Genomic DNA, 18,642 nt, shown 5'->3' with positions numbered 1-18,642 from the left:
GGGAGAAATGACGCTAAGTCACGCGGAGTTGCGAATGGGGGACGCACGTGTCCGAAGATCCGGGCAGTGAACGTCTGATCGCGGGCCGCTACCGCCTCCTGTCCCCCCTCGGCGAGGGCGGCATGGGGACCGTGTGGCGCGCCCGCGACGAGGTGCTGCACCGTGAGGTCGCGGTGAAGGAGGTGCGCGCGCCCTCGGGTCTCGCGGGCTCGGACGTCGAGCGGATGTACGCCCGGCTGGAGCGTGAGGCGTGGGCCGCGGCCCGGGTCTCCAACCGCAACGTGGTGACGGTGTACGACGTGGCCACGCAGGACGGCCGCCCGTGGATCGTCATGGAGCTGGTCCGCGGTGTCTCGCTGGCCGACGTCCTGGACGCGGAGGGCCCCCTGCCCCCGCAGCGGGCCGCGCACATCGGCGCCGAGATCCTCTCCGCGCTGCGGGCCGCGCACGAGGCGGGGGTGCTGCACCGGGACGTGAAGCCGGCCAACGTGCTGCTGTCGAACGACGGCCGCGTGGTGCTCACCGACTTCGGTATCGCCCAGGTGGAGGGCAGCTCGGCGCTCACGATGACCGGCGAGGTCATCGGCTCGCCCGAGTTCCTCGCCCCGGAACGGGCGTTGGGCCGCACCCCCGGCCCCGAGTCCGACCTGTGGTCGCTGGGCGTGCTGCTGTACGCGGCGGTCGAGGGCAACTCTCCGTTCCGCCAGAACACCCCGCTCAGCACCCTGCGCGCGATCGTCGACGAGGAGCTGCCGACCCCGTACCGGGCCGGTCCGCTCACCCCGGTCATCGAGGGCCTGCTGCGCAAGGACCCGGCGGAGCGGCTGCCGGCCGACCGTGCCGAGCAGGAACTGCGGATCATCGGTGCCGGGGGCACGCTCCGCGCGGACTCGCCGCCGCCGACGCCCTATCCGCCGACGATCGCCGCCTTCCCCGCGGAACCGCCGACGACCCCCTTCCCGACGGCGCCCACGCCCCCCACGCCGTCCGTCCCGACCACCAGGACGTCCCCCGAGCCGCCCGACCGCAACCGCCGTGCCGCCGTGGTCCTGATCGCGGGCCTCGCCGCTCTGGCGTTCGCGATCGCGGGACTGACGTACGCGCTGCTGAATCGCGACGACAACGGGGGCAACCAGGGAAACAACGAGACGAGCCGGTCGACGGGTGAGAGCACGCCGACCGAGACGGACGAGGACAGTGAGGAGCCGCCGCCGGCTTCCACCCCGGACCGGACCACGACGAGCGCTCCGCCGCCGGTGACCGTCCAGGCCACGCTGGCGGGCGCGAACACGCAGTACACGGGGCCCTGTCCGCCGCCGAACGCCGAGGCGCCCGCCTTCACGGCGACGATCACGGTGAGCCGGGTGCCGGCGGAGGTGCGCTACCGCTGGGTGTCGTCGGACGGCGATGTCATGGACAACGGCTGGAAGACGCTGTCGTTCCCGGCGGGCGGCTCCACCTCCAAGCAGGACAAGGTGGTCGCGACGACGAACGACGACAGCGGGACGTTCGAGAGCGACATCAGTGTCGAGGTCCAGGATCCGCAGCACGTGACGTCCAACGTGGTGCCGTTCTCGGTGACGTGCGAGACGGAGACCCCGACGGGCGGGGCCTCCGCTTCTCCTTCGGCTACCGAGTGACGGTTCAGGCCGCGCTGTTCAGTACGGGCAGATAGCCGCCGGACTGGCCGGCCGCGGTGGGGTGGTACGACTCGCCGATGTTGAGCCAGTTGAGGCTGTGCAGCCAGGAGCTGCCGGAGCAGATCTCGTGGCCGGTGAAGGTGGGGCGGACGTCGCCCCAGGTGAAGCCGTGGTTCGCGGCGCGCTTGGCGATGGCGTTGTCGAGGTAGTCGGCGGCGTCGTTGATCGCCTTCCGCTTGGTCTCGGAGAGGCCGACGCAGCTGGTGCCGAGCTTGTAGAAGCGCGGGTAGCCGAGGACGACGACGTGGGCGTTGGGGGCGCGGGTGCTGATCGCCGAGTAGACGCTGTCCAGTCGGCCGGGCAGCGTCGAGTCGACGTAGGCCTTGGCGGTGTTGATGCGGGACAGGCAGGAGCTGTCGGACTGGAGCACACAGGTGGTCATGACGTCGGAGAAGCCGGCGTCGTTGCCGCCGATGCTGATGGAGACGAGGGCGGTGGCGCTGTTCAGCGGGGCGAGCTGGTTCGCCAGAACATCACTCGTACGAGCACCTGAGCAGGCCGTGAAGGCGAACGACGAGGGTGAGTTGGCGGCGGCCCAGAGGTAGGGGTGCGCCTTCGTGCTGCGCTTGCAGTCGCCGCTGGAGGAGATGTAGCTGCCGGCGCCCACTCCGGAGGAGTAGGAGTCGCCGAGGGCCACGTACGGGCCGGTGGCGGCCTGCGCGGGGGTTGCCCCCGCCAGTGCGGCGCCGACGGCGAGGAGGAGCGTGGTGACGTAAGCGGCAAATCGGGAACGTCTCATGGAACCTCCCTTTAGCAGGATCTCTGCCACAACCGTCGTAGCAACTACGCGTGTTGACGGGAAGTGTCCATGCCAAGACTTTTCCGTCCTTACTCATCGCACCCGCATATGTTCATGGCGTGTTTGATTACGCGTGCATGACAGATTTGTTGACAGGTACTCAACTCCCTTGATCTACACCCGTAGATCACCCAGTCTTTACTCCAGCCCGGGACGGGAACGCGACGTTCCGGGTCGTGTGCGCGATCACGCGCACACCCCCCACGGACGCGCACCCCACACGAACGCGCGTCGCCTAAGAGGAGGACTCCCTCGCATGGCACAACTGCGTAAGTTCCGGATCGCCGCGATAACCAGCCTGGCGACCGCCGCCCTCGTGGGCGGGCTCACCGCCCTTCCCGCCGAGGCCGCTCCGGCCGAGGGCAAGGTCCTTGCCGCCGACTCCCCCACGGCGATCAAGGACAGCTACATCGTCACCCTGAAGAAGGGCTCCACCGGCTTCAAGTCGACCTCGGCCGCCGGTAAGAGCCTGGTCAAGGAGTACGGCGGCACGGTCAAGAAGACGTTCGGCAGCGCGCTGAACGGCTACTCCGCCACCCTGTCCGCGGCCGAGGCCAAGAGACTGGCGGCCGACCCGGCGGTGGCCTCCGTCGAGCAGAACCAGCGCGTCCACGTCGACGCCACGCAGTCCAGCGCCCCCTGGGGCCTCGACCGCATCGACCAGGCCGCGCTTCCGCTTTCGGGCACCTACACCTACCCGGACACCGCGGGCGCCGGCGTGACGGCCTACGTCATCGACACCGGTGTGCGCATCACCCACTCGCAGATCAGCGGCCGTGCGTCCTACGGCTACGACGCGGTCGACGGCGACACCACCGCCTCCGACGGCAACGGTCACGGCACCCACGTGGCCACCACGATCGCGGGTTCCACCTACGGTGTCGCCAAGCAGGCGAGGATCGTGGCGGTCCGGGTGCTCGACAACGCCGGCTCCGGCACCACCGCGGGCGTGGTCGCGGGCATCGACTGGGTGACCGCCAACCACTCGGGTCCCTCCGTCGCCAACATGTCGCTCGGCGGCGGCGCCTCGACCGCCCTGGACACGGCAGTGCGCAACTCCATCGCCAGCGGCGTGACCTACGCCGTGGCGGCCGGCAACAGCAGCGCCAACGCCTCCTCGTACTCCCCGGCCCGGGTCACCCAGGCCATCACCGTCGGCGCCACCACCAGCACCGACGCCCGGGCCAGCTACTCGAACTTCGGCTCGGTCCTGGACATCTTCGCGCCGGGCTCCTCGATCACGGCGGGCTGGTACACCAGCGACACCGCGACCAACACCATCTCCGGTACGTCGATGGCGACCCCGCACGTCGCGGGCGCGGCCGCGGTCTACCTCGCGAGCCACACCTCGTCCACCCCGGCCCAGGTCGCCACGGCCCTGACCGGCGGTGCCACCACGAACGTGGTCACCAGCCCGGGCACCGGTTCCCCGAACCGGCTGCTGCGGCTCGTGCCGTAACCCGTAGGGAGCGCACCACCTGAACGACCGTTCCCCGGAGGCGACTTCCGCCTCCGGGGAACACGTGTCTCATTGTCCGTACCAACCGCGATACACGGCCCTTTTCGGTCTTGACGACCCCGGCGCCCCTGCGCGACATTGAAGCCTCGCATCCGGCGCTTCGGGGGGCAAAGTCGCCAATGCAGACCATACGTAACAGCACATCATCAACGGACCTGTCGCCGCTGCTCGCGGGTGCCGCGACGGCTGTCGGCGCGTTCGGCGCGATCCTCGCGCTCGCCGGCTCGGACTCACCGCTGCGCGGCCCGTTCACCCTGTTCTTCCTGCTGACGGCACCGGCCGTGGCGATCGCCGCCGCGCTGCGCGGCCTCGAACCGCTCGGCCGGGTGCTCACCGCGCTCGCGGGCTCGGTCGTCGTCAACATGCTGGTGGCGCAGGGCATGCTCGCCACGCACCGCTGGTCGTGGCGGGGCGGGATCGTGGCCGTGACCGCGATCAGCTCGCTTCTTCTCCTGCTGGTCTGGGTGCGGCGACGACACGGCCGCACGACGACGGGACGGACTCCCTGACGTGGACATCAGCGTGTACCGCCCCGGTGAGCTCAGCGCCGCCGACCGGGCGGCGTGGACGTCGTTGCAGTCCAAGGCCCATCTCCAGGGATCGCCGGAGCTGGCGAACCCGTTCCTGTCCCCCGAGTTCGCGCTCTCGGTGGGCCGCTACCGGCGAGGGGTGCGGATCGCGGTGGTGCGCGAGGGCGGGGAGCCCGCCGCGTTCTTCCCGTACCAGAGAAGCGTCACCGGGGTCGGCCGGGCCGTCGGACTCGGCGTCTCGGACGCCCAGGGTCTGGTGCACCGGCCCGGGTTCGTGTGGGACGCGCGGGAGCTGCTGCGCGCCTGCGGGCTCGCCGTCTGGGAGTTCGACCACCTGGTGGAGGGCCAGGAGGCGTTCGCGGTCGGGGCCACCGGCGGTTTTCCGTCGCCGGTCATGGACGTCGACCAGGGCTACGAGACCTATCTGGCCCATCTGCGGTCCCACGCGCCGAAGTTCACCAGAACCACGCTCGCCAAGGAACGCAAACTCGGCCGGGACGCCGGCGAGGTGCGCTATGTGCACGACGAGCGCGATCCGGCGGCCCTGCGCACCCTGATGGACTGGAAGTCCGCGCAGTACCGCAGGACCGGGCGGAGCGACCGCTTCGCCCACGAGTGGATCACCCATCTCGTGGAGCGGCTGTTCCACACCCGTTCCGATCCGTTCGCGGGGATCCTGTCGGTGCTGTACGCGGGCGGCAAGCCGATCGCGGCGCACTTCGGGCTGCGCAGCGAACGGGTGCTGGCCTGCTGGTTCCCGGCGTACGACCCGGCGTTCTCGAAGTACTCGCCGGGTCTGGTCCTGCATCTGCGGATGGCGGAGGCGGCCGCCGCGGACGGGATCGCGTATCTGGATCTCGGGCGGGGGCAGAAGGAGTACAAGGACTCCCTGAAGACACGGGAGATCACCGTGTCGGAGGGGTGGGTGACCCGGCGTCACCCGGTCGCACTCGGGCACAGGGCGCGCCGCGCCCCCGTCCGGGCGCTGCGCAACACCGTCCAGTCGCGGCCGGAGCTCTTCGAGCCGGCCGACCGGATCCTGAAGAGGATGGGCAGGATCCGTTCACGGACCCCATAGGTTCCGTAACGGTCAAACCAACAAAAAACGTGAGGCCTGGTTCCAGGTCTTGCCATAGGGGTTCAATCGTCAATACCGTCGTACATCTCACCCGCATCGGAACGTCACCCAGCGGTACTAGGGGAGGGCTCAAGGACCGCGACGGACCGGGGCGGGGCGCGGTAGGGGGGTGCCGTGCTCGGTGACCGCACATGTGACCGAGTCGTACCGCGCGACCGGCGGCCGTTTCGGGCGTCGGCCGGCTTTGCCAGCTCACCCGGGTTTGCTCGGAGATTCCTTTCGGCATGCCGCAGGTGAAACAAACCCCCCTTTCGAACCGGACAACAGCCGGGCCGCCCAGGGGCGGGCGGTCCAGCCGGACGAGAGGGAACCAGACTCATGAGCTCTGTTCTGCGCTCGGCGACCACGGGCCAGGATCTGTCCGCGGCCGCCAAGTACCGGCCTGTCTCCACTCACCTGGCCATCGCGCCTCCGGTGAGTGTGGTGATTCCCGCCATGAACGAGGCGGAGAATCTTCCGTACGTCTTCAAGACCCTGCCCGACTGGATCCACGAAGTGGTCCTGGTGGACGGGAACTCCACCGACGACACCGTCGAAGTGGCCCGTGATCTGTGGCCGGAGGTGAAGGTCGTCCGCCAGCGCGGCAAGGGCAAGGGTGACGCGCTGATCACCGGGTTCGAGGCGTGCACCGGCGACATCATCGTGATGGTCGACGCCGACGGCTCGGCCGACGGGAACGAGATCCTCAGCTATGTCTCCGCCCTGCTCTCGGGCGCGGACTTCGCGAAGGGGTCCCGGTTCGCCAACGGCGGCGGCACGGACGACATGACCTTCATCCGCAAGCTCGGCAACTGGGCGCTGTGCACGATCGTCAACCGCAAGTTCGGCGCCCGCTACACGGATCTCTGCTACGGGTACAACGCGTTCTGGCGGCACTGCCTCGACAAGATCGACCTCGACTGCACGGGGTTCGAGATCGAGACCCTGATCAACATCCGGGTGGTCAAGGCGGGCCTGAAGGTGCAGGAGATACCGAGCCACGAGTACCTCCGCATCCACGGCGCGAGCAATCTGCGGGCCGTGCGCGACGGGTTCCGGGTGCTCAGGGTGATCCTCGGCGAGCGCTCCAACCGGCGTGAGCTGCGCCGCCAGGCCCATCACTCCCCGATGCTCGACTCGGTCCGGGGAGAGGTGTCTTGAGCGGTCCCGACATCTCCGTCGTGATCTGCGTCTACACCGAGGACCGCTGGGAGGACATCCTCGCGGCGGTCTCCTCGGTCGCGGCGCAGTCGTATCCGGCGCGGGAGACGCTGCTGGTCGTCGACCACAACGCGGCGCTCCTGGACCGGCTGGCCAAGGAGTACAAGGAAGTCGAAGCCGTGCGGGTGCTCGCCAACGCGGGCCCCCGCGGCCTGTCCGCGGGCCGCAACACCGGGATCGCCGCCTCGCGCGGCGAGGTGATCGCCTTCCTCGACGACGACGCCGTCGCCGAACGCGACTGGCTGCGCCACTTCGCCGCGGGGTACGCCGATCCGCGGGTGATGGCCGTGGGCGGTCGTACGGTGCCGATCTGGGCGTCGGGGCGCCGTCCCGCCTGGTTCCCCGAGGAGTTCGACTGGGTGGTGGGCTGCACGTACAAGGGGCTGCCGCCGGGTCTGGTCCGGGTGCGCAACGTCCTCGGCGGCAACGCCTCGTTCCGCCGTACGGCGTTCGACGCGGCCGGCGGTTTCGCCACCGGTATCGGGCGGGACGGCGACAAGCGGCCGCTGGGCTGCGAGGAGACCGAACTGTGCATCCGGCTCTCCCGGGCCAGACCGGACGCGGTCCTGCTGATCGACGACCGGGCGGTGATCCACCACCGGGTGCCCGAGGCGCGTGAGCACTTCGGGTACTTCCGCACGCGTTCCTACGCCGAGGGCCTGTCGAAGGCGCTGGTGGCGCGCAGTGTCGGCGCGGACAAGGGCCTTGAGTCCGAACGCCGGTACACCACCCGGGTGCTGCCCGCCGGGGTGGTGCGCGGGCTGCGCGACGCCGTGCTGGCGAGGCCGGGCGGCGCGGGGCGCGCGGGTGCGATCGTCGCGGGGGTGCTGACGGCCGCCGGTGGGTACGTGGTGGGCAGTGTCCGGGCCCGCAGGGGCGGCGCCACGTTCCGGGTGGCGCGGATCGAGGGGGACGCGCATGGGTGACGCACGTGTGCCGATTCTCATGTACCACGCGATCGCGAGCGAGCCGAACGAGGCGACCCGCGAGCTGTCCGTGACCCCGGAGGCGTTCGAAGAGCAGATGGAGATCGTCGGGAGTCTCGGGCACACCCCGATCACCACGGCCCAGCTGGCGGCGAGTTGGTGCTCGGGCCGTCCGCTGCCCGAACGGCCCGTCCTGGTGACCTTCGACGACGGCTACGAGGGTGTGCACCGGCACGCCCTGCCCGTGCTCGCCAAGCACGGGTTCGCGGCCACGCTGTTCGTGTCCACGGGATGGCTGCGCGGCCCGCACGACAACGGCCACGCCCTGGACACCATGCTGGACTGGCCGCAGGTCCGCGAACTCGCCGCGGAGGGCGTCGAGATCGGCGGGCACAGCCACACCCACCCGCAGCTCGACCAGCTCGACGACGACGCGCTGCGCCGTGAGCTGATCCTCTGCAAGGAGATCGTGGCGGACCAGCTCGGCACCGTCCCGGCCTCGTTCGCCTACCCGTACGGCTACTCCAGCCGCCGGGTGCGCGAGAAGGTCCGCGAGACGGGGTACGCCCAGGCCCTCGCCGTCGGCAACGGGCTCGCCCGCCGCCGCCAGGGGCCGTACGCGCTGCTGCGGGTCACCGTGCGCCGCGGCACGGACGCCGAGGAGTTCCGTCGGCTGATCGAAGGCCGGGCCATCGCCCGGAACTTCGCCCGGGACCGCGCGTTCACCAAGGGGTACGCCATGGTCCGAAGAGCACGACAGGTCCGCCGGAAGGCCATCCGTTCCCGTGTCTGACACGACGACCACCCCTGAGGCCACCGAGCCCGCGGCCAAGGCGCCCGAGCAGCCGGGGCGCCGCCTCCGGCTGCCCGGGCTCGGCCGGTCGCCGGGCGGCAGCCAGCTGTTCCGCAACGCCTACGCCCTGATGCTGAACACGGGGATCTCCGCCGTGCTCGGCCTCGGCTTCTGGCTGGCCGCGGCCCGCTACTACTCCGAGTCCGCGGTCGGCCAGGGCTCCGCCGCGATCGCCGCGATGAAGCTCCTGGCGGGGCTGACCGCGGTGACCCTGACCGGCGCCCTGGCCCGCTTCATCCCGGTCGCGGGCCGGGCCACCGGACGGCTCATCTTCCGCACCTACGCGGGCAGTTCGGTGGTCGTGGCGCTGGCCGCGGGCGTCTTCCTGCTCACGCTGGGCCTGTGGGGGCCGTCGTACGGATTCCTCAACGACCCCTCGCACGCGCTGTTCTTCGTGCTGGCGGTGGTCGCCTGGTCGGTGCTGACCCTCCAGGACGGGGTGCTGACCGGGCTGCGCAGCGCGCTGTGGGTGCCGGTCGGCAACACCGTGTTCTCCGCGGTGAAGCTGGTGCTGCTGATCGCCTTCGCCACCGCGATCCCCACCATGGGCGTGTTCGTGTCGTGGGTCGCGGCGATCGCGGTGTCGGTGCTGCCGCTGGGCTGGCTGGTGTTCCGGCGGCTGGTGAGCCGGCATGTGAAGGCCACCGAGAACCACGCGCAGCCGCCGTCGGTGAGGGAGATCGGGCGCTTCCTCGCGGGCGACTACACCGGCTCCCTGTTCTCGCTCGCCGTGGTCTATCTCGTCCCGGTGATCGTCGCCGCGCAGGTCAGCTCCGAGGACAACGCGTACTTCTACATCACCACCACCATCGGCGGCACGGTCAACCTGCTCGCCATCAACATGGGTGCCTCCCTCACGGTCGAGGGCTCCCACGACCCGGCGCGGCTCGCCTCCAACACCCGCGCGGCGCTCAAGCGCATGGCGCGGATCATGCTGCCGGTGTGCGCGGTCCTGTTCTTCGGCGCGCCCTGGATCCTCGGTGTCTTCGGCTCGGGCTACGCCGACGCGGCGACCCCGCTGCTGCGCTGGTTCGCGGTCGGCGCGGTGCTGCGGGTCGTCATGGAGACGTACTTCGCGGTGCTGCGCGCACAGAGCCGTACCGCCGGACTGGCGTGGCTCCAGGGCCTGTTGTGCGCGCTGGTGCTCGGGCTGACCCTGGTGCTGCTCCCCCGGATGGGGCTGACCGGCGCCGGTGTCGCGGAGATCTCCTCGCTCGCGGTGATCGTGGCGATCGCCGCGCCCAAGCTGTACAAGATCCTCAAGGGGGCGCCCGCGGGGTCCGTTCCCGAGGACGCGGCGCCCGACGGGGATCTCGCCGACCTGGGGGCGCGCGAGGCCACCGTCCCGCTGGGCGTCCGCAGGCGCGGGCCCGCCTGGGCGCTCGACCAGGACACGCTCGGCCTCGGCGTCCACGTCGACTTCGACCACCTGGAACGCCGGCCGGACGTGCGGCCCGGTCCGGGCACCCCGCCCACGGGTACGCCCGTGGTGCGTCCCCGGCCGCATGCCGAGCCGCACCGGCCGACCTGGGCGAAGCTGCCCGAGGTGGGGCTGCCGGTGGAGGCGCGGGAACCGGGGTCCGAGGCCTCGCTGGGGCCGGTCCAGACGTCGTCCGGGGTGTCTTCCGAGGCGTCGTCCGAGGCGGAGGTGGACGCGCCGTTCGAGGCCGCCCGTCCGGTCGTACGGGAGGAGCCACCCGTACGGGAAGAGGTGCCGGTGTCCGAGGAGCCGCCGCTGCTGTCGTGGCAGGAGCGCCTCCAGCCCAGCCGGGTCGGGGTCGTCCTGGGCTGTCTGCTGACCGCCGCGCTGCTGCTGTACTGGGTGCCCGCGGTGCGCCTCGGCGAAGCGGACCTCGACGAGATGGGCGGGCTCGGGCTGATCTCCGTGCTGCCGCTGCCCACGCTGGTCGGTGCCGCGCTGCTGGCCGTGGCCTTCGCCTCGCTGCTGTGGCTGGCCCGTGAGCACAAGGCGCTGCTGCTGATCACCCTGCTGGCGACGGTCGTGTCGCTGCACGCGCTGCCCGCGGTGATCGAGACCGAACCCCGCTTCGCGACCGCCTGGCAGCATCTGGGCTTCCTCGACTACATCGACCGGACCGGCTCCGCCGTCCCCGACCTGGACGCGCGCTGGAGCTGGCCGGGCTTCTTCGCGGCGGCCGCGTTCGTCGCCGAGGCCTGCGGGGTCACGGACTTCACCGAGGTGATCCGCTGGTGGCCGCTGGCCATCCAACTCCTCTACCTGGCCCCGATGTTCCTGCTCGTGCGCCATATGCGGGCGAGCTGGCGGGCCAAGTGGACCGGCCTGTGGGTGTTCGTGCTCAGCGGCTGGGTCGGCCAGGACTACTTCTCCCCGCAGGGCTTCACCTATCTCCTCTATCTGGTGTTCGCGGCGCTCCTGCTGGTCTACTTCCGCGCCCCGCGCGTGATCTGGACGAAGATGCGGCCCGGCGAGGCGGAGGTCGAGCCGACGAACCGGCGCCAGCGGGCCGTGCTGCTGATGGTCGTCATAGGGCTGTTCGCGGCGAGCGTCCCGGCCCACCAGCTCACCCCGTTCGTGATGCTGGGCCTGCTCGCGGCCCTCGTGCTGATCGGCAAGTCCGAACTGCGCGGCCTTCCCATCCTGTTCGCCGTCATGGTGGCCGTGTGGGTGGGCTTCATGGCCGAGCCGTACTGGTCCGGGCACTTCGACGAACTGTTCGGCGGGGTCGGCGGCGTCGGCAGCAATGTGCAGTCGTCGGTGGGCGGCCGGATCGAGGGCGGCAGTTCCACGCACAAGCTCGTCCTCTACACGCGCGTGCTGCTGGCCGGCGGTGTGATGGCGTTCGCCTGCTGGGGCTGGTGGCGCCGCCGCGACCACCACTACCGGGAGCGCTCACTGCTCGTCCTGACCTTCGTACCGTTCCTGGGCTTCGGTATGCAGTCCTACGGCGGTGAGATGGCGCTGCGGGTCTTCATGTTCGCCCTGCCCGGCGCGGCCCTGCTGATGGGCCTCGCCCTGTTCCCGCGCACCGGGATCACGGCGAAGGAACGCGACAAGGACCGGGTGAGCCTGGCCCCGCTGGCCGCGCTCATGGCGGGTCTGCTGCTCATGGGCGGCTTCCTGATCGCCCGTTGGGGCAACGAGCCGTTCGAGCGGATCCGGCCCGGCGAGGTCGCCGCCATGGACTTTGTGTACGCCCATGACGACCCGACGGTACGGCTGCTGTGGCTGAGCAACGACACGGTCAGCAACGTGACGCCGGCGATGCCGTGGGGCTCTCGGGACATGGAGCGGGTCGAGTACGTGCCGACGCTGGCGCCGACCGACCCCGTGCTGGTGTCGAGTCTGGTCAAGGCGCTCAGGGACGCGGGACCGAACTCGTACCTGATGATCAACCGCAGTCAGGTGACGTATCTGGAACTGGACGTCGGCTACTCCAAGATGTGGGAGCCGCGGCTGATCCAGAACCTGGACAAGCGGGCGGAGCTGAAGAAGGTCTACGTCAACGCGGACGTCACCATGTACGCGCTGGCCAAGCAGCCCGCGGGCAAGGCTCCGAAGGCGGATCCGGGTCCGATCGGGCCGCAGGTGACCTGGACGCCCTGGTCGGTGGTCGGGGGTCTCGCGGCGCTGGCGCTGATCGTGCTGCTGACGGCGCGCGAGGTGGTCCGGGTCGCGGTCCGGCCGGGTGTGCGCCAGCTGCGGTGGCTGCAGAGCAGCTTCTGGTTCTCGCTGCCGCTGCTGGCGGTGCTGCTGGCCTCGCTGGTGCAGCGGTTCGTGACGATGAAATAGCTCCTGCGAGGCTCTTACGAGGTCAAGTGGGTCAGCGGCTCAGCCACTTGACCTCGTAGGCGGCCATGTCGAACGTCTTCCCGTCCACCTTCGCGCTGATCTGGCGGTCGAGGGTGTTGACCACCAGGACCGTCTTGTCGGTCGCCAGGACCCGTACGTGGGGCACGTCGTCGGCGGCGACGGACACCGTCCGGTACGAGGTGCCCGGCCGGAACTCCTTGCTGAACCGGCTGAGGAGGTCGAACATGGGCAGGTTCTGCCCGCCGTCCTTGCCGCTGGTCGGCGTCCACAGGCAGCCCGCGCAGTCGGTGCCCTTCTCGTTCTCCGGGTTCCAGTAGAAGGCGGAGGTGGTGCCGCCCTTGGCCAGCGCGATCATTCCCGCGGCCTGCACGGCGACGCGGCGGGTCTCGGACCAGCCCTCGCGCTCGTCCCGGCTGTCGGCGGGTTCGACGTAGTACTCGGCCCACCACAGCGGGAGGTCGCCGGTCTGCTGCCGCACCCACTTGCTGACCGCGGTGAACTTGTCGGTCGCCGCGAACTCGTTCGGCAGCAGTTCGTCGTCGTTGGTGTAGCTGGAGCCGTCCACGACCACGAAGTCGGCGCCGGCCTTGTGCGTGTTCCAGTAGTCGAAGGCGTCGAGGATCCGCTGGTCCATGGCGCCCCAGGGGCCCTTGAAGGTCTTCGAGGCGTCCTCGGAGCGCGGGTCGAGACTGTCCATCACGAGATACGGCCCGCCGACCATGATCTGGGGGTTGACCTTCTTCAACGCCTTGTGGACGAGGTTGTAGAGCTGGGTGTAGCCCTCGTAGTCCCAGCGGGCCTCGGCGTCGTTCCAGAAGCCCTTGAACTCGTTCCAGACGATGAAGTGCCGCACGTCCGGGTAGCGCTTGGCGACCGTCGCGGCGAGCGCGGCGTAGTCCTTGAAGTGCGCGGGCTCCGGCGCGGTCTCCAGCGCGGCCTGGCTCCAGTCGGTGTTGCCGACGCCGGACTCGCCGCCCTTCATCCAGTCCGGGGCGCAGCACAGGGTGACGACCGGGGTCGAGCCGGAGGCGCGGACGAAGTCGATCCGGCGGTCCATGTCCTCGAAGTCGTAACGCCCCTTGACCGGCTCGGGGTTGTCGGCGCCCCAGCCCATGACGTGCTGGTTCTGCGGCAGCCCGCCGAGGTCCACGAGCCGCCCCTCGACCCGCTCGACCGCGGTCGGGTCGCCCTCGTCGGCGCTGAACTGGGTGTGGGTGAAGCCCCAGCCCACCTCAGGGGTCTCCGCGTCCGGTGTGCTGGTGGGGGTGCCGTGCGCCTTGCTGCCGTTGCGTGTGGTTCCGTCGGTGCTCGCGCCGTTCCCAGGAAGCGTGTTGAGGAGGGTCACGACCAGGGCCAGAGCCGCGGCGCCCACTCCGAGCAGTGCGGTGAGCCGCCACCGCCGTGCCCCCGAATTCCACCCATGACGTCCCATCAAGGGCAACAGTAATCGGGAGGCCACAGCTACGGCAGAGCTTTGAGATGTACAGCTCTGCAACAGGACGGAGGCGCCGCAAACGGTCTCATCCGACACACCGGACGCAACGCGGAAACCGGATGCATACGACGCCCCCGTGCCGGATCATGGCGGGCATGTCTGCGAACCCATACGACGCTCTGCCGGTCCGGCTCAACGTCGACGACAGCGACTCGCCGTCCGATGTCGTCGACGCGCTGTTCCTCGGCCGCTTCGCGACGGGCGAGCAGCCGTACTCGCACGCGGCGAACATCGACCGCGTACGGTCGAGCGCCACGCTGCTCCCGGACAACGCCCGTGTGCTACGCATCGCCCGCGACGACGACCGCAGCGCGACCCTGGCGGAGGGCGACGGCTGGACCCTGCTGGTCTCCCGCTGGAACCGCGGCGCGGACATCACCGTCACGGCGACCTCCGCCGAGCTGGCGCAGAAGGTGCTCGACCAGGCCACGGAGGGCGCCTCGGACGAGCCCGAGCCGCAGCCCGAGAACGTGACCATGGGCTTCTGGTACTACTCCCCGCGCCGCGGCCCGCACCGCACGACCCGGCAGATCGCGGCCGGCACCTGGGACGAGGTCCGCAAGAACTACACGGCGCCGGTCGCGGACGCGATGCACGGCCTGATGAGCACGACGCCGGAGGACATCGCGGGCCGGCTGCTCCTGCTGCACGGTCCGCCGGGGACCGGCAAGACGTCGGCGCTGCGGACCCTGGCCCGGTCCTGGCGGGACTGGTGCCAGGTGGACTGCGTACTGGACCCCGAGCGGCTCTTCACCGACGTCGGCTATCTGATGGACATCGCGATCGGCGAGGACGACTCGACGGGCAAGGGCCGCTGGCGGCTGCTGCTCCTGGAGGACTGCGACGAGCTGATCCGCGGCGAGGCCAAGCACACGGCGGGCCAGGCCCTGTCCCGGCTGCTGAACCTGACCGACGGCCTGCTGGGCCAGGGCCGCAACGTCCTGGTCGGCGTCACCACCAACGAGGACCTGGAGCGTCTGCACCCTGCCGTCGTCCGCCCCGGCCGCTGCCTGGCCCGCATCGAGGTGGGCCCGCTGACCCGCCGCGAGGCGGTCGACTGGCTGGGCACGGAGGAGGGCGTGGGCCGCGAGGGGGCGACTTTGGCAGAGTTGTACGCGCTGCGGCGGGGCACGTCACCGACGACATTGCCGGAGCCGAGGGAGGGCGCGGACGCGGGCCTGTACCTATAAGCCGCCGGTCCACTGAACGCGCCCCAAAGGGGCGCGGGGCTGTGTCAATTTGCGGCTCCGCCGCGCGGGCGCGACCAGCCCCAACGGCGCAGCAGACGAAAACCAAACACTCACCCCTCGTAAGCCGCCCGCAGGGCATCCCGCACAGCCGCCAGCGCATCGGCCTCGGTCTGTCCCAACCTCCGGGCCCGCTCCACGTACACCTGCGCGGCCGACGCCAACTCCCGCTCGGCGGCCGAGCCGGCGGCAGCCACGAGCGTCCCGTTGCGCCCCCGCGTCTCGATCACGCCGTCGGTCTCCAGCGCCCGGTAGGCCTTGGCGACCGTGTTCGGGGCGAGGCCCAGCGACTCGGCCAGTCCGCGTACCGTCGGCAGCCGGTACCCGACCGGCAGCACCCCCGATCGCGCCTGTTCGGAGATCTGCGCCCGCACCTGCTCGTACGGCGGCGCGCTGTCGTCGATGTGGATCTTCAAGGTCACGGGGTCGATTGTCCCGCACCCGCCGGAAAATGAGAGGCAGCGGGACACTTCTCCCCCGTAGCGTCCGACCACATGACTGTGATCGTGCGCGACCTGCGTCCCGACGTACGGGCCGACTTCGAGGACTTCGTCCGGGTCCGCGACCTCGCCATGCCCTTCTTCCTGTCGACCCCCGACGGACTCGCCTACGACCTCACCCATATGCACCCGGACGCCCACTACCGCCCCCTCCTCGCGGAGGCGGACGGCGAGGTGATCGGCACCGCTCAGGTCGGTCTGGTGTACGACAGCCCGGAGCCGGGTCAGGGCTACGTCAATGTGTACGTCCACCCGGAGCGCAAGCGCCGGGGCGCCGGCGCGCTGCTGGTCCGCGCCGCCGAGGAGCATCTGGCGGCCCACGGTGCGACGAAGCTGTTCGCCTGGGTCCTGGACGAGCCGGGCAACCGCGCCTTCGCCGAGCGGCACGGCTATCGGGCGAGCCGCTCGGCGCACTTCCTCCGCCTGGACCTGGCGAACGGCACGCTGCCGCCGCTCCAGGACCCGCCGCCGGGCGTCGAGCTGCGCACCGGTGCCGACTTCGCGGACGACCCGCGCCCGCTGTTCGAGCTGGACTCGGAGACGCTGGCGGACGAGCCGAGCGACGTCGACTACGAGTTCACGGACTACGAGGCGTGGCTCCGGGAGACCTGGCACCAGCCGCTGATGAGCCCCGAGCTGACCTCGGTCGCCGTGGTCGACGGCCGCCCCGCCGCCTTCAGCCTGGCCCGCACCGACGGCGCCACCCGCTACGGCACCGCCATGACCGGCACGGCCCGCGCCCACCGCGGCAGGGGCCTGGCCAAGCTCGCCAAGAACGACTCCCTGCACCGCGCCCGCGCCGCGGGGTTCACGCAGGCGTTCACCGGCAACGACGCCGGGAACGGACCCATGATCGCCATCAACACATGGTTCGGATACGAGATCTGCGCCACGGAGGTTCGGTATGTCCGCGAACTCGGCTGAGACGACTCGGCAGTTGGATGTGGTGCTGGTCAAGGCGGGCCGAACGAAGATCCGTTACCCGGCCGAGCTGGTCGGCGACGACGGCAACCACATCACGGTCCGCGCCGCGTGGGCGGGCGAGGGCGTCCGTGACTTCGGCTTCGTCCGCTTCGAGCCCGGGGACGTCTTCACGGAGCACTACTGGCGGGACCGCTGGTACGCGGTCAAGGAGGTCCGCGCCGCCGACGGCACGCTCAAGGGCTGGTACTGCGACATCACCCGCCCCGCTCTGCGGTCCGGCGCCGAACTCGTCGTGGAGGATCTCGACCTGGACCTGTGGCGCTCCGCCGACGGGACGGAGGTGCTGCGTCTGGACGAGGACGAGTTCGCCGAGAGCGGGCTGGCACAGACGGATCCCGAGGCGGCGGGCGCCGCGATGAGGGCTCTGGACGAGCTGGAGGTGCTGGCCTCAGCCGACGGCGGTCTGGAGTCGCTGCTGGCCTGAGTGGTCCGCCGGAAGGGCCGCGAGGTGCCGTCGGCGCGACGGCACCGGCCTGCTTCAGACGGCCGCCACCACCGCGTACCGCTCGTCCGTCACGGCCCTGCCCCACAGCAGCGGATCGCCGGACAACCGCTCGACCCGCACGTGTGCGGCGACGGACTCCAGGAGGGCGGTCAGCCGCTCGGCGGGTATCCCGACCGGGCTGACCTCGCCCCAGACACCCTCGACGAGCACCAGCCGCCCGCCCGGCCGCAGCAGCTCATGCCAGTGGCGCAGGGCGCGGCCGGGGTCCGGGAGCGCCCACAGCACATGCCGGACGAGGACGACGTCGAAGCGCTGCTCCCCCACCGGCGGTGCCGCCGCGTCACCGACCAGGAACGCCGCGTCACGTCCGGCGAGCTTGGCGCGGGCGAGGTCCACCATCGCCGGGGAGCTGTCCACGCCGGTGACGCGGTGTCCCTGCTCGGCCGCGAGGAGCGACAGGCTGCCGGTGCCGCAGCCCAGGTCGAGGATGTCGCAGGCGCGGCCGGGCAGCCAGGAGCGCAGCCGGTCGGCCCAGGCTGCGCGCACCTCGGGGTCGCGCAGGCCGTGGTCCGGTTCGTCGTCGAAAGAGGCGGCTTCCGCGTCCCAATCCATGGCCGCGTCGGCGTCGAATTCCCTGTGATTCGCCATGGTCCACAGCGTGCCACCCGGCACTGACAATCAGACGGCGGTGGAACACCACTCGAAAGCCAGTCGAAATCGTGATGGTCACCACTGACAGATTCGCTCCGATGAGTAACTCTCCCCAAAAGGGTCTACCTCCGCGAGAACGCGGAACACGGTAGGCACTGAAGGAGGCAGCCATGCGCCGCGTAACCGTGCAGAAGCCCCTGAAGAAGTCGGACAGCCGTCGGATCCGCGAGGAGGCCGACGAGAGCTCCGCCGGACGCCCGGAGGTGCGAAAGGACATCGCGCGCACCTGGTGGCCGGACGGCTGACGCCGCCATGACCCGGCGCATGAGACGCCTCAGTCCAGTCGCTTGCGGTAGTGGACGCGGTCATAGGGCCCGTCCACTCGCCGTTCCACGACCTCGTATCCGTACCTCGGATAGATCTTCTGGTTCTCCCACATCAACGCGTTGGTGTAGAGCCTGACCTCGGGCAGACCTCGCGCACGCGCGTGTGCGTCCACGAAGCGCAGCAGCCGTCCGCCCACGCCCTTGCCATGGGCGTGGGGGTGGACGGCGATGCTGTCGAGAAACAGATGGTCCGGGTGCTCCTCGACCACCACCAGCCCCGTCACGGGCTCCCCCGTCACGAACACCCGCCCCGCGGCCACGTTCGCCGCGTGGTCCGCCTCCATGGGCTGCGGCACCACCCCGATGCGCTCGATGTAGTGGCGGTACGCCGCATCGGTCACGCTCTTCACAGCCGGCACATCGGCGGCGACGGCCTGCCGGATCTCGTCGTCGGTCATGCCGCGAAGGTACCTACCTGATCGCAGTCTGAGCACTCCCTTAACGGCACCATAAGGATCACCGCCAGCCGCTCCCAG

At 70.5% G+C, this 18,642-nt stretch carries 17 protein-coding genes; 12 read left to right on the top strand and 5 right to left on the bottom strand.

Annotated features, from left to right (window positions below; translation table 11 throughout):
* Positions 1-47: 47 nt before the first annotated feature.
* Positions 48-1,640, top strand: coding sequence for a protein kinase (locus ACFY0U_RS28440; protein ID WP_388640522.1), 1,593 nt, complete (start codon positions 48-50; stop codon positions 1,638-1,640).
* Between the two features lie 4 nt (positions 1,641-1,644).
* On the opposite strand, the gene ACFY0U_RS28435 is transcribed toward ACFY0U_RS28440, so the two are convergent.
* Positions 1,645-2,439, bottom strand: a complete 795-nt coding sequence (locus ACFY0U_RS28435; RefSeq protein ID WP_388640519.1) for an SGNH/GDSL hydrolase family protein — start codon at positions 2,437-2,439, stop codon at positions 1,645-1,647.
* A gap of 316 nt (positions 2,440-2,755) precedes the next feature.
* On the opposite strand from ACFY0U_RS28435, the gene ACFY0U_RS28430 reads away from it, so the two are divergent.
* The 7 genes from ACFY0U_RS28430 to ACFY0U_RS28400 all read left to right on the top strand — a co-directional run bounded on the left by ACFY0U_RS28430 (position 2,756) and on the right by ACFY0U_RS28400 (position 12,437).
* Positions 2,756-3,958 carry a S8 family peptidase gene (locus ACFY0U_RS28430; RefSeq protein ID WP_388640516.1) on the top strand — a complete coding sequence of 401 codons (1,203 nt, stop codon included), beginning with the start codon at positions 2,756-2,758 and terminating at the stop codon, positions 3,956-3,958.
* Between the two features lie 179 nt (positions 3,959-4,137).
* Entirely contained in the window at positions 4,138-4,527 is a 390-nt protein-coding gene (locus ACFY0U_RS28425; RefSeq protein WP_388640513.1) for a hypothetical protein, read from the top strand.
* Between the two features lies 1 nt (position 4,528).
* Positions 4,529-5,626 (top strand): GNAT family N-acetyltransferase, encoded by a 1,098-nt coding sequence (locus ACFY0U_RS28420; RefSeq protein ID WP_388640510.1) that lies wholly within the window; start codon positions 4,529-4,531, stop codon positions 5,624-5,626.
* 378 nt (positions 5,627-6,004) lie between these two features.
* Entirely contained in the window at positions 6,005-6,826 is an 822-nt protein-coding gene (locus ACFY0U_RS28415) for a glycosyltransferase family 2 protein (protein WP_388640507.1), read from the top strand.
* Positions 6,823-7,812 carry a glycosyltransferase gene (locus ACFY0U_RS28410; protein ID WP_388640505.1) on the top strand — a complete coding sequence of 330 codons (990 nt, stop codon included), beginning with the start codon at positions 6,823-6,825 and terminating at the stop codon, positions 7,810-7,812. Before ACFY0U_RS28415 ends, ACFY0U_RS28410 begins: the two co-directional genes overlap by 4 nt.
* Entirely contained in the window at positions 7,805-8,605 is an 801-nt protein-coding gene (locus ACFY0U_RS28405; protein ID WP_388640504.1) for a polysaccharide deacetylase family protein, read from the top strand. The genes ACFY0U_RS28410 and ACFY0U_RS28405 overlap by 8 nt, the downstream gene beginning before the upstream one ends.
* Positions 8,598-12,437 carry a lipopolysaccharide biosynthesis protein gene (locus ACFY0U_RS28400; protein ID WP_388640501.1) on the top strand — a complete coding sequence of 1,280 codons (3,840 nt, stop codon included), beginning with the start codon at positions 8,598-8,600 and terminating at the stop codon, positions 12,435-12,437. Before ACFY0U_RS28405 ends, ACFY0U_RS28400 begins: the two co-directional genes overlap by 8 nt.
* Positions 12,438-12,468: 31 nt before the next feature.
* Here ACFY0U_RS28400 and ACFY0U_RS28395 read toward each other — a convergent pair whose 3' ends face one another.
* Positions 12,469-13,890 (bottom strand): xylan 1,4-beta-xylosidase, encoded by a 1,422-nt coding sequence (locus ACFY0U_RS28395; RefSeq protein WP_388640498.1) that lies wholly within the window; start codon positions 13,888-13,890, stop codon positions 12,469-12,471.
* Positions 13,891-14,048: 158 nt separating this feature from the next.
* Between ACFY0U_RS28395 and ACFY0U_RS28390 the strand changes: the two genes are divergently transcribed.
* Complete coding sequence (locus tag ACFY0U_RS28390; RefSeq protein ID WP_388640496.1) at positions 14,049-15,143, top strand: DUF5925 domain-containing protein; 1,095 nt, start codon at positions 14,049-14,051, stop codon at positions 15,141-15,143.
* Positions 15,144-15,253: 110 nt separating this feature from the next.
* Here the strand turns inward: ACFY0U_RS28390 and ACFY0U_RS28385 are convergent, their stop codons facing one another.
* Positions 15,254-15,622, bottom strand: coding sequence for a GntR family transcriptional regulator (locus tag ACFY0U_RS28385; RefSeq protein ID WP_388640493.1), 369 nt, complete (start codon positions 15,620-15,622; stop codon positions 15,254-15,256).
* A gap of 72 nt (positions 15,623-15,694) precedes the next feature.
* Between ACFY0U_RS28385 and ACFY0U_RS28380 the strand changes: the two genes are divergently transcribed.
* A complete protein-coding gene (locus ACFY0U_RS28380) occupies positions 15,695-16,624 on the top strand; it encodes a GNAT family N-acetyltransferase (RefSeq protein ID WP_388640491.1) in 930 nt (309 codons plus the stop codon).
* The gene (locus tag ACFY0U_RS28375) at positions 16,605-17,108 is read left to right on the top strand and encodes a DUF402 domain-containing protein (protein ID WP_388640489.1); all 504 of its coding nucleotides are present in this window, start codon (positions 16,605-16,607) and stop codon (positions 17,106-17,108) included. Before ACFY0U_RS28380 ends, ACFY0U_RS28375 begins: the two co-directional genes overlap by 20 nt.
* Before the next feature lie 54 nt (positions 17,109-17,162).
* Here ACFY0U_RS28375 and ACFY0U_RS28370 read toward each other — a convergent pair whose 3' ends face one another.
* Positions 17,163-17,777, bottom strand: coding sequence for a class I SAM-dependent methyltransferase (locus tag ACFY0U_RS28370; protein WP_388640486.1), 615 nt, complete (start codon positions 17,775-17,777; stop codon positions 17,163-17,165).
* A 173-nt stretch (positions 17,778-17,950) separates the two neighbouring features.
* On the opposite strand from ACFY0U_RS28370, the gene ACFY0U_RS28365 reads away from it, so the two are divergent.
* Entirely contained in the window at positions 17,951-18,085 is a 135-nt protein-coding gene (locus ACFY0U_RS28365; RefSeq protein WP_266829305.1) for a hypothetical protein, read from the top strand.
* A 29-nt stretch (positions 18,086-18,114) separates the two neighbouring features.
* On the opposite strand, the gene ACFY0U_RS28360 is transcribed toward ACFY0U_RS28365, so the two are convergent.
* Complete coding sequence (locus ACFY0U_RS28360; RefSeq protein ID WP_388640483.1) at positions 18,115-18,564, bottom strand: GNAT family N-acetyltransferase; 450 nt, start codon at positions 18,562-18,564, stop codon at positions 18,115-18,117.
* Positions 18,565-18,642 lie beyond the last annotated feature (78 nt).

Source organism: Streptomyces sp. NPDC001536 (assembly GCF_042894505.1).
Lineage (GTDB): Bacteria > Actinomycetota > Actinomycetes > Streptomycetales > Streptomycetaceae > Streptomyces.
Note: the sequence above shows the minus strand (reverse complement) of the source record. Positions and strands in the feature narration are given on the sequence as shown.

Excerpts from the sequence above, each read along its gene's own strand:
- ACFY0U_RS28435 (WP_388640519.1), bottom strand. The coding sequence starts at position 2,439 with ATGAGACGTTCCCGATTTGCCGCTTACGTCACCACGCTCCTCCTCGCC.
- ACFY0U_RS28430 (WP_388640516.1), top strand. The coding sequence starts at position 2,756 with ATGGCACAACTGCGTAAGTTCCGGATCGCCGCGATAACCAGCCTGGCG.
- ACFY0U_RS28425 (WP_388640513.1), top strand. The coding sequence starts at position 4,138 with ATGCAGACCATACGTAACAGCACATCATCAACGGACCTGTCGCCGCTG.
- ACFY0U_RS28415 (WP_388640507.1), top strand. The coding sequence starts at position 6,005 with ATGAGCTCTGTTCTGCGCTCGGCGACCACGGGCCAGGATCTGTCCGCG.
- ACFY0U_RS28405 (WP_388640504.1), top strand. The coding sequence starts at position 7,805 with ATGGGTGACGCACGTGTGCCGATTCTCATGTACCACGCGATCGCGAGC.
- ACFY0U_RS28395 (WP_388640498.1), bottom strand. The coding sequence starts at position 13,890 with ATGGGACGTCATGGGTGGAATTCGGGGGCACGGCGGTGGCGGCTCACC.
- ACFY0U_RS28390 (WP_388640496.1), top strand. The coding sequence starts at position 14,049 with ATGTCTGCGAACCCATACGACGCTCTGCCGGTCCGGCTCAACGTCGAC.
- ACFY0U_RS28380 (WP_388640491.1), top strand. The coding sequence starts at position 15,695 with ATGACTGTGATCGTGCGCGACCTGCGTCCCGACGTACGGGCCGACTTC.
- ACFY0U_RS28375 (WP_388640489.1), top strand. The coding sequence starts at position 16,605 with ATGTCCGCGAACTCGGCTGAGACGACTCGGCAGTTGGATGTGGTGCTG.
- ACFY0U_RS28370 (WP_388640486.1), bottom strand. The coding sequence starts at position 17,777 with ATGGCGAATCACAGGGAATTCGACGCCGACGCGGCCATGGATTGGGAC.
- ACFY0U_RS28365 (WP_266829305.1), top strand. The coding sequence starts at position 17,951 with ATGCGCCGCGTAACCGTGCAGAAGCCCCTGAAGAAGTCGGACAGCCGT.
- ACFY0U_RS28360 (WP_388640483.1), bottom strand. The coding sequence starts at position 18,564 with ATGACCGACGACGAGATCCGGCAGGCCGTCGCCGCCGATGTGCCGGCT.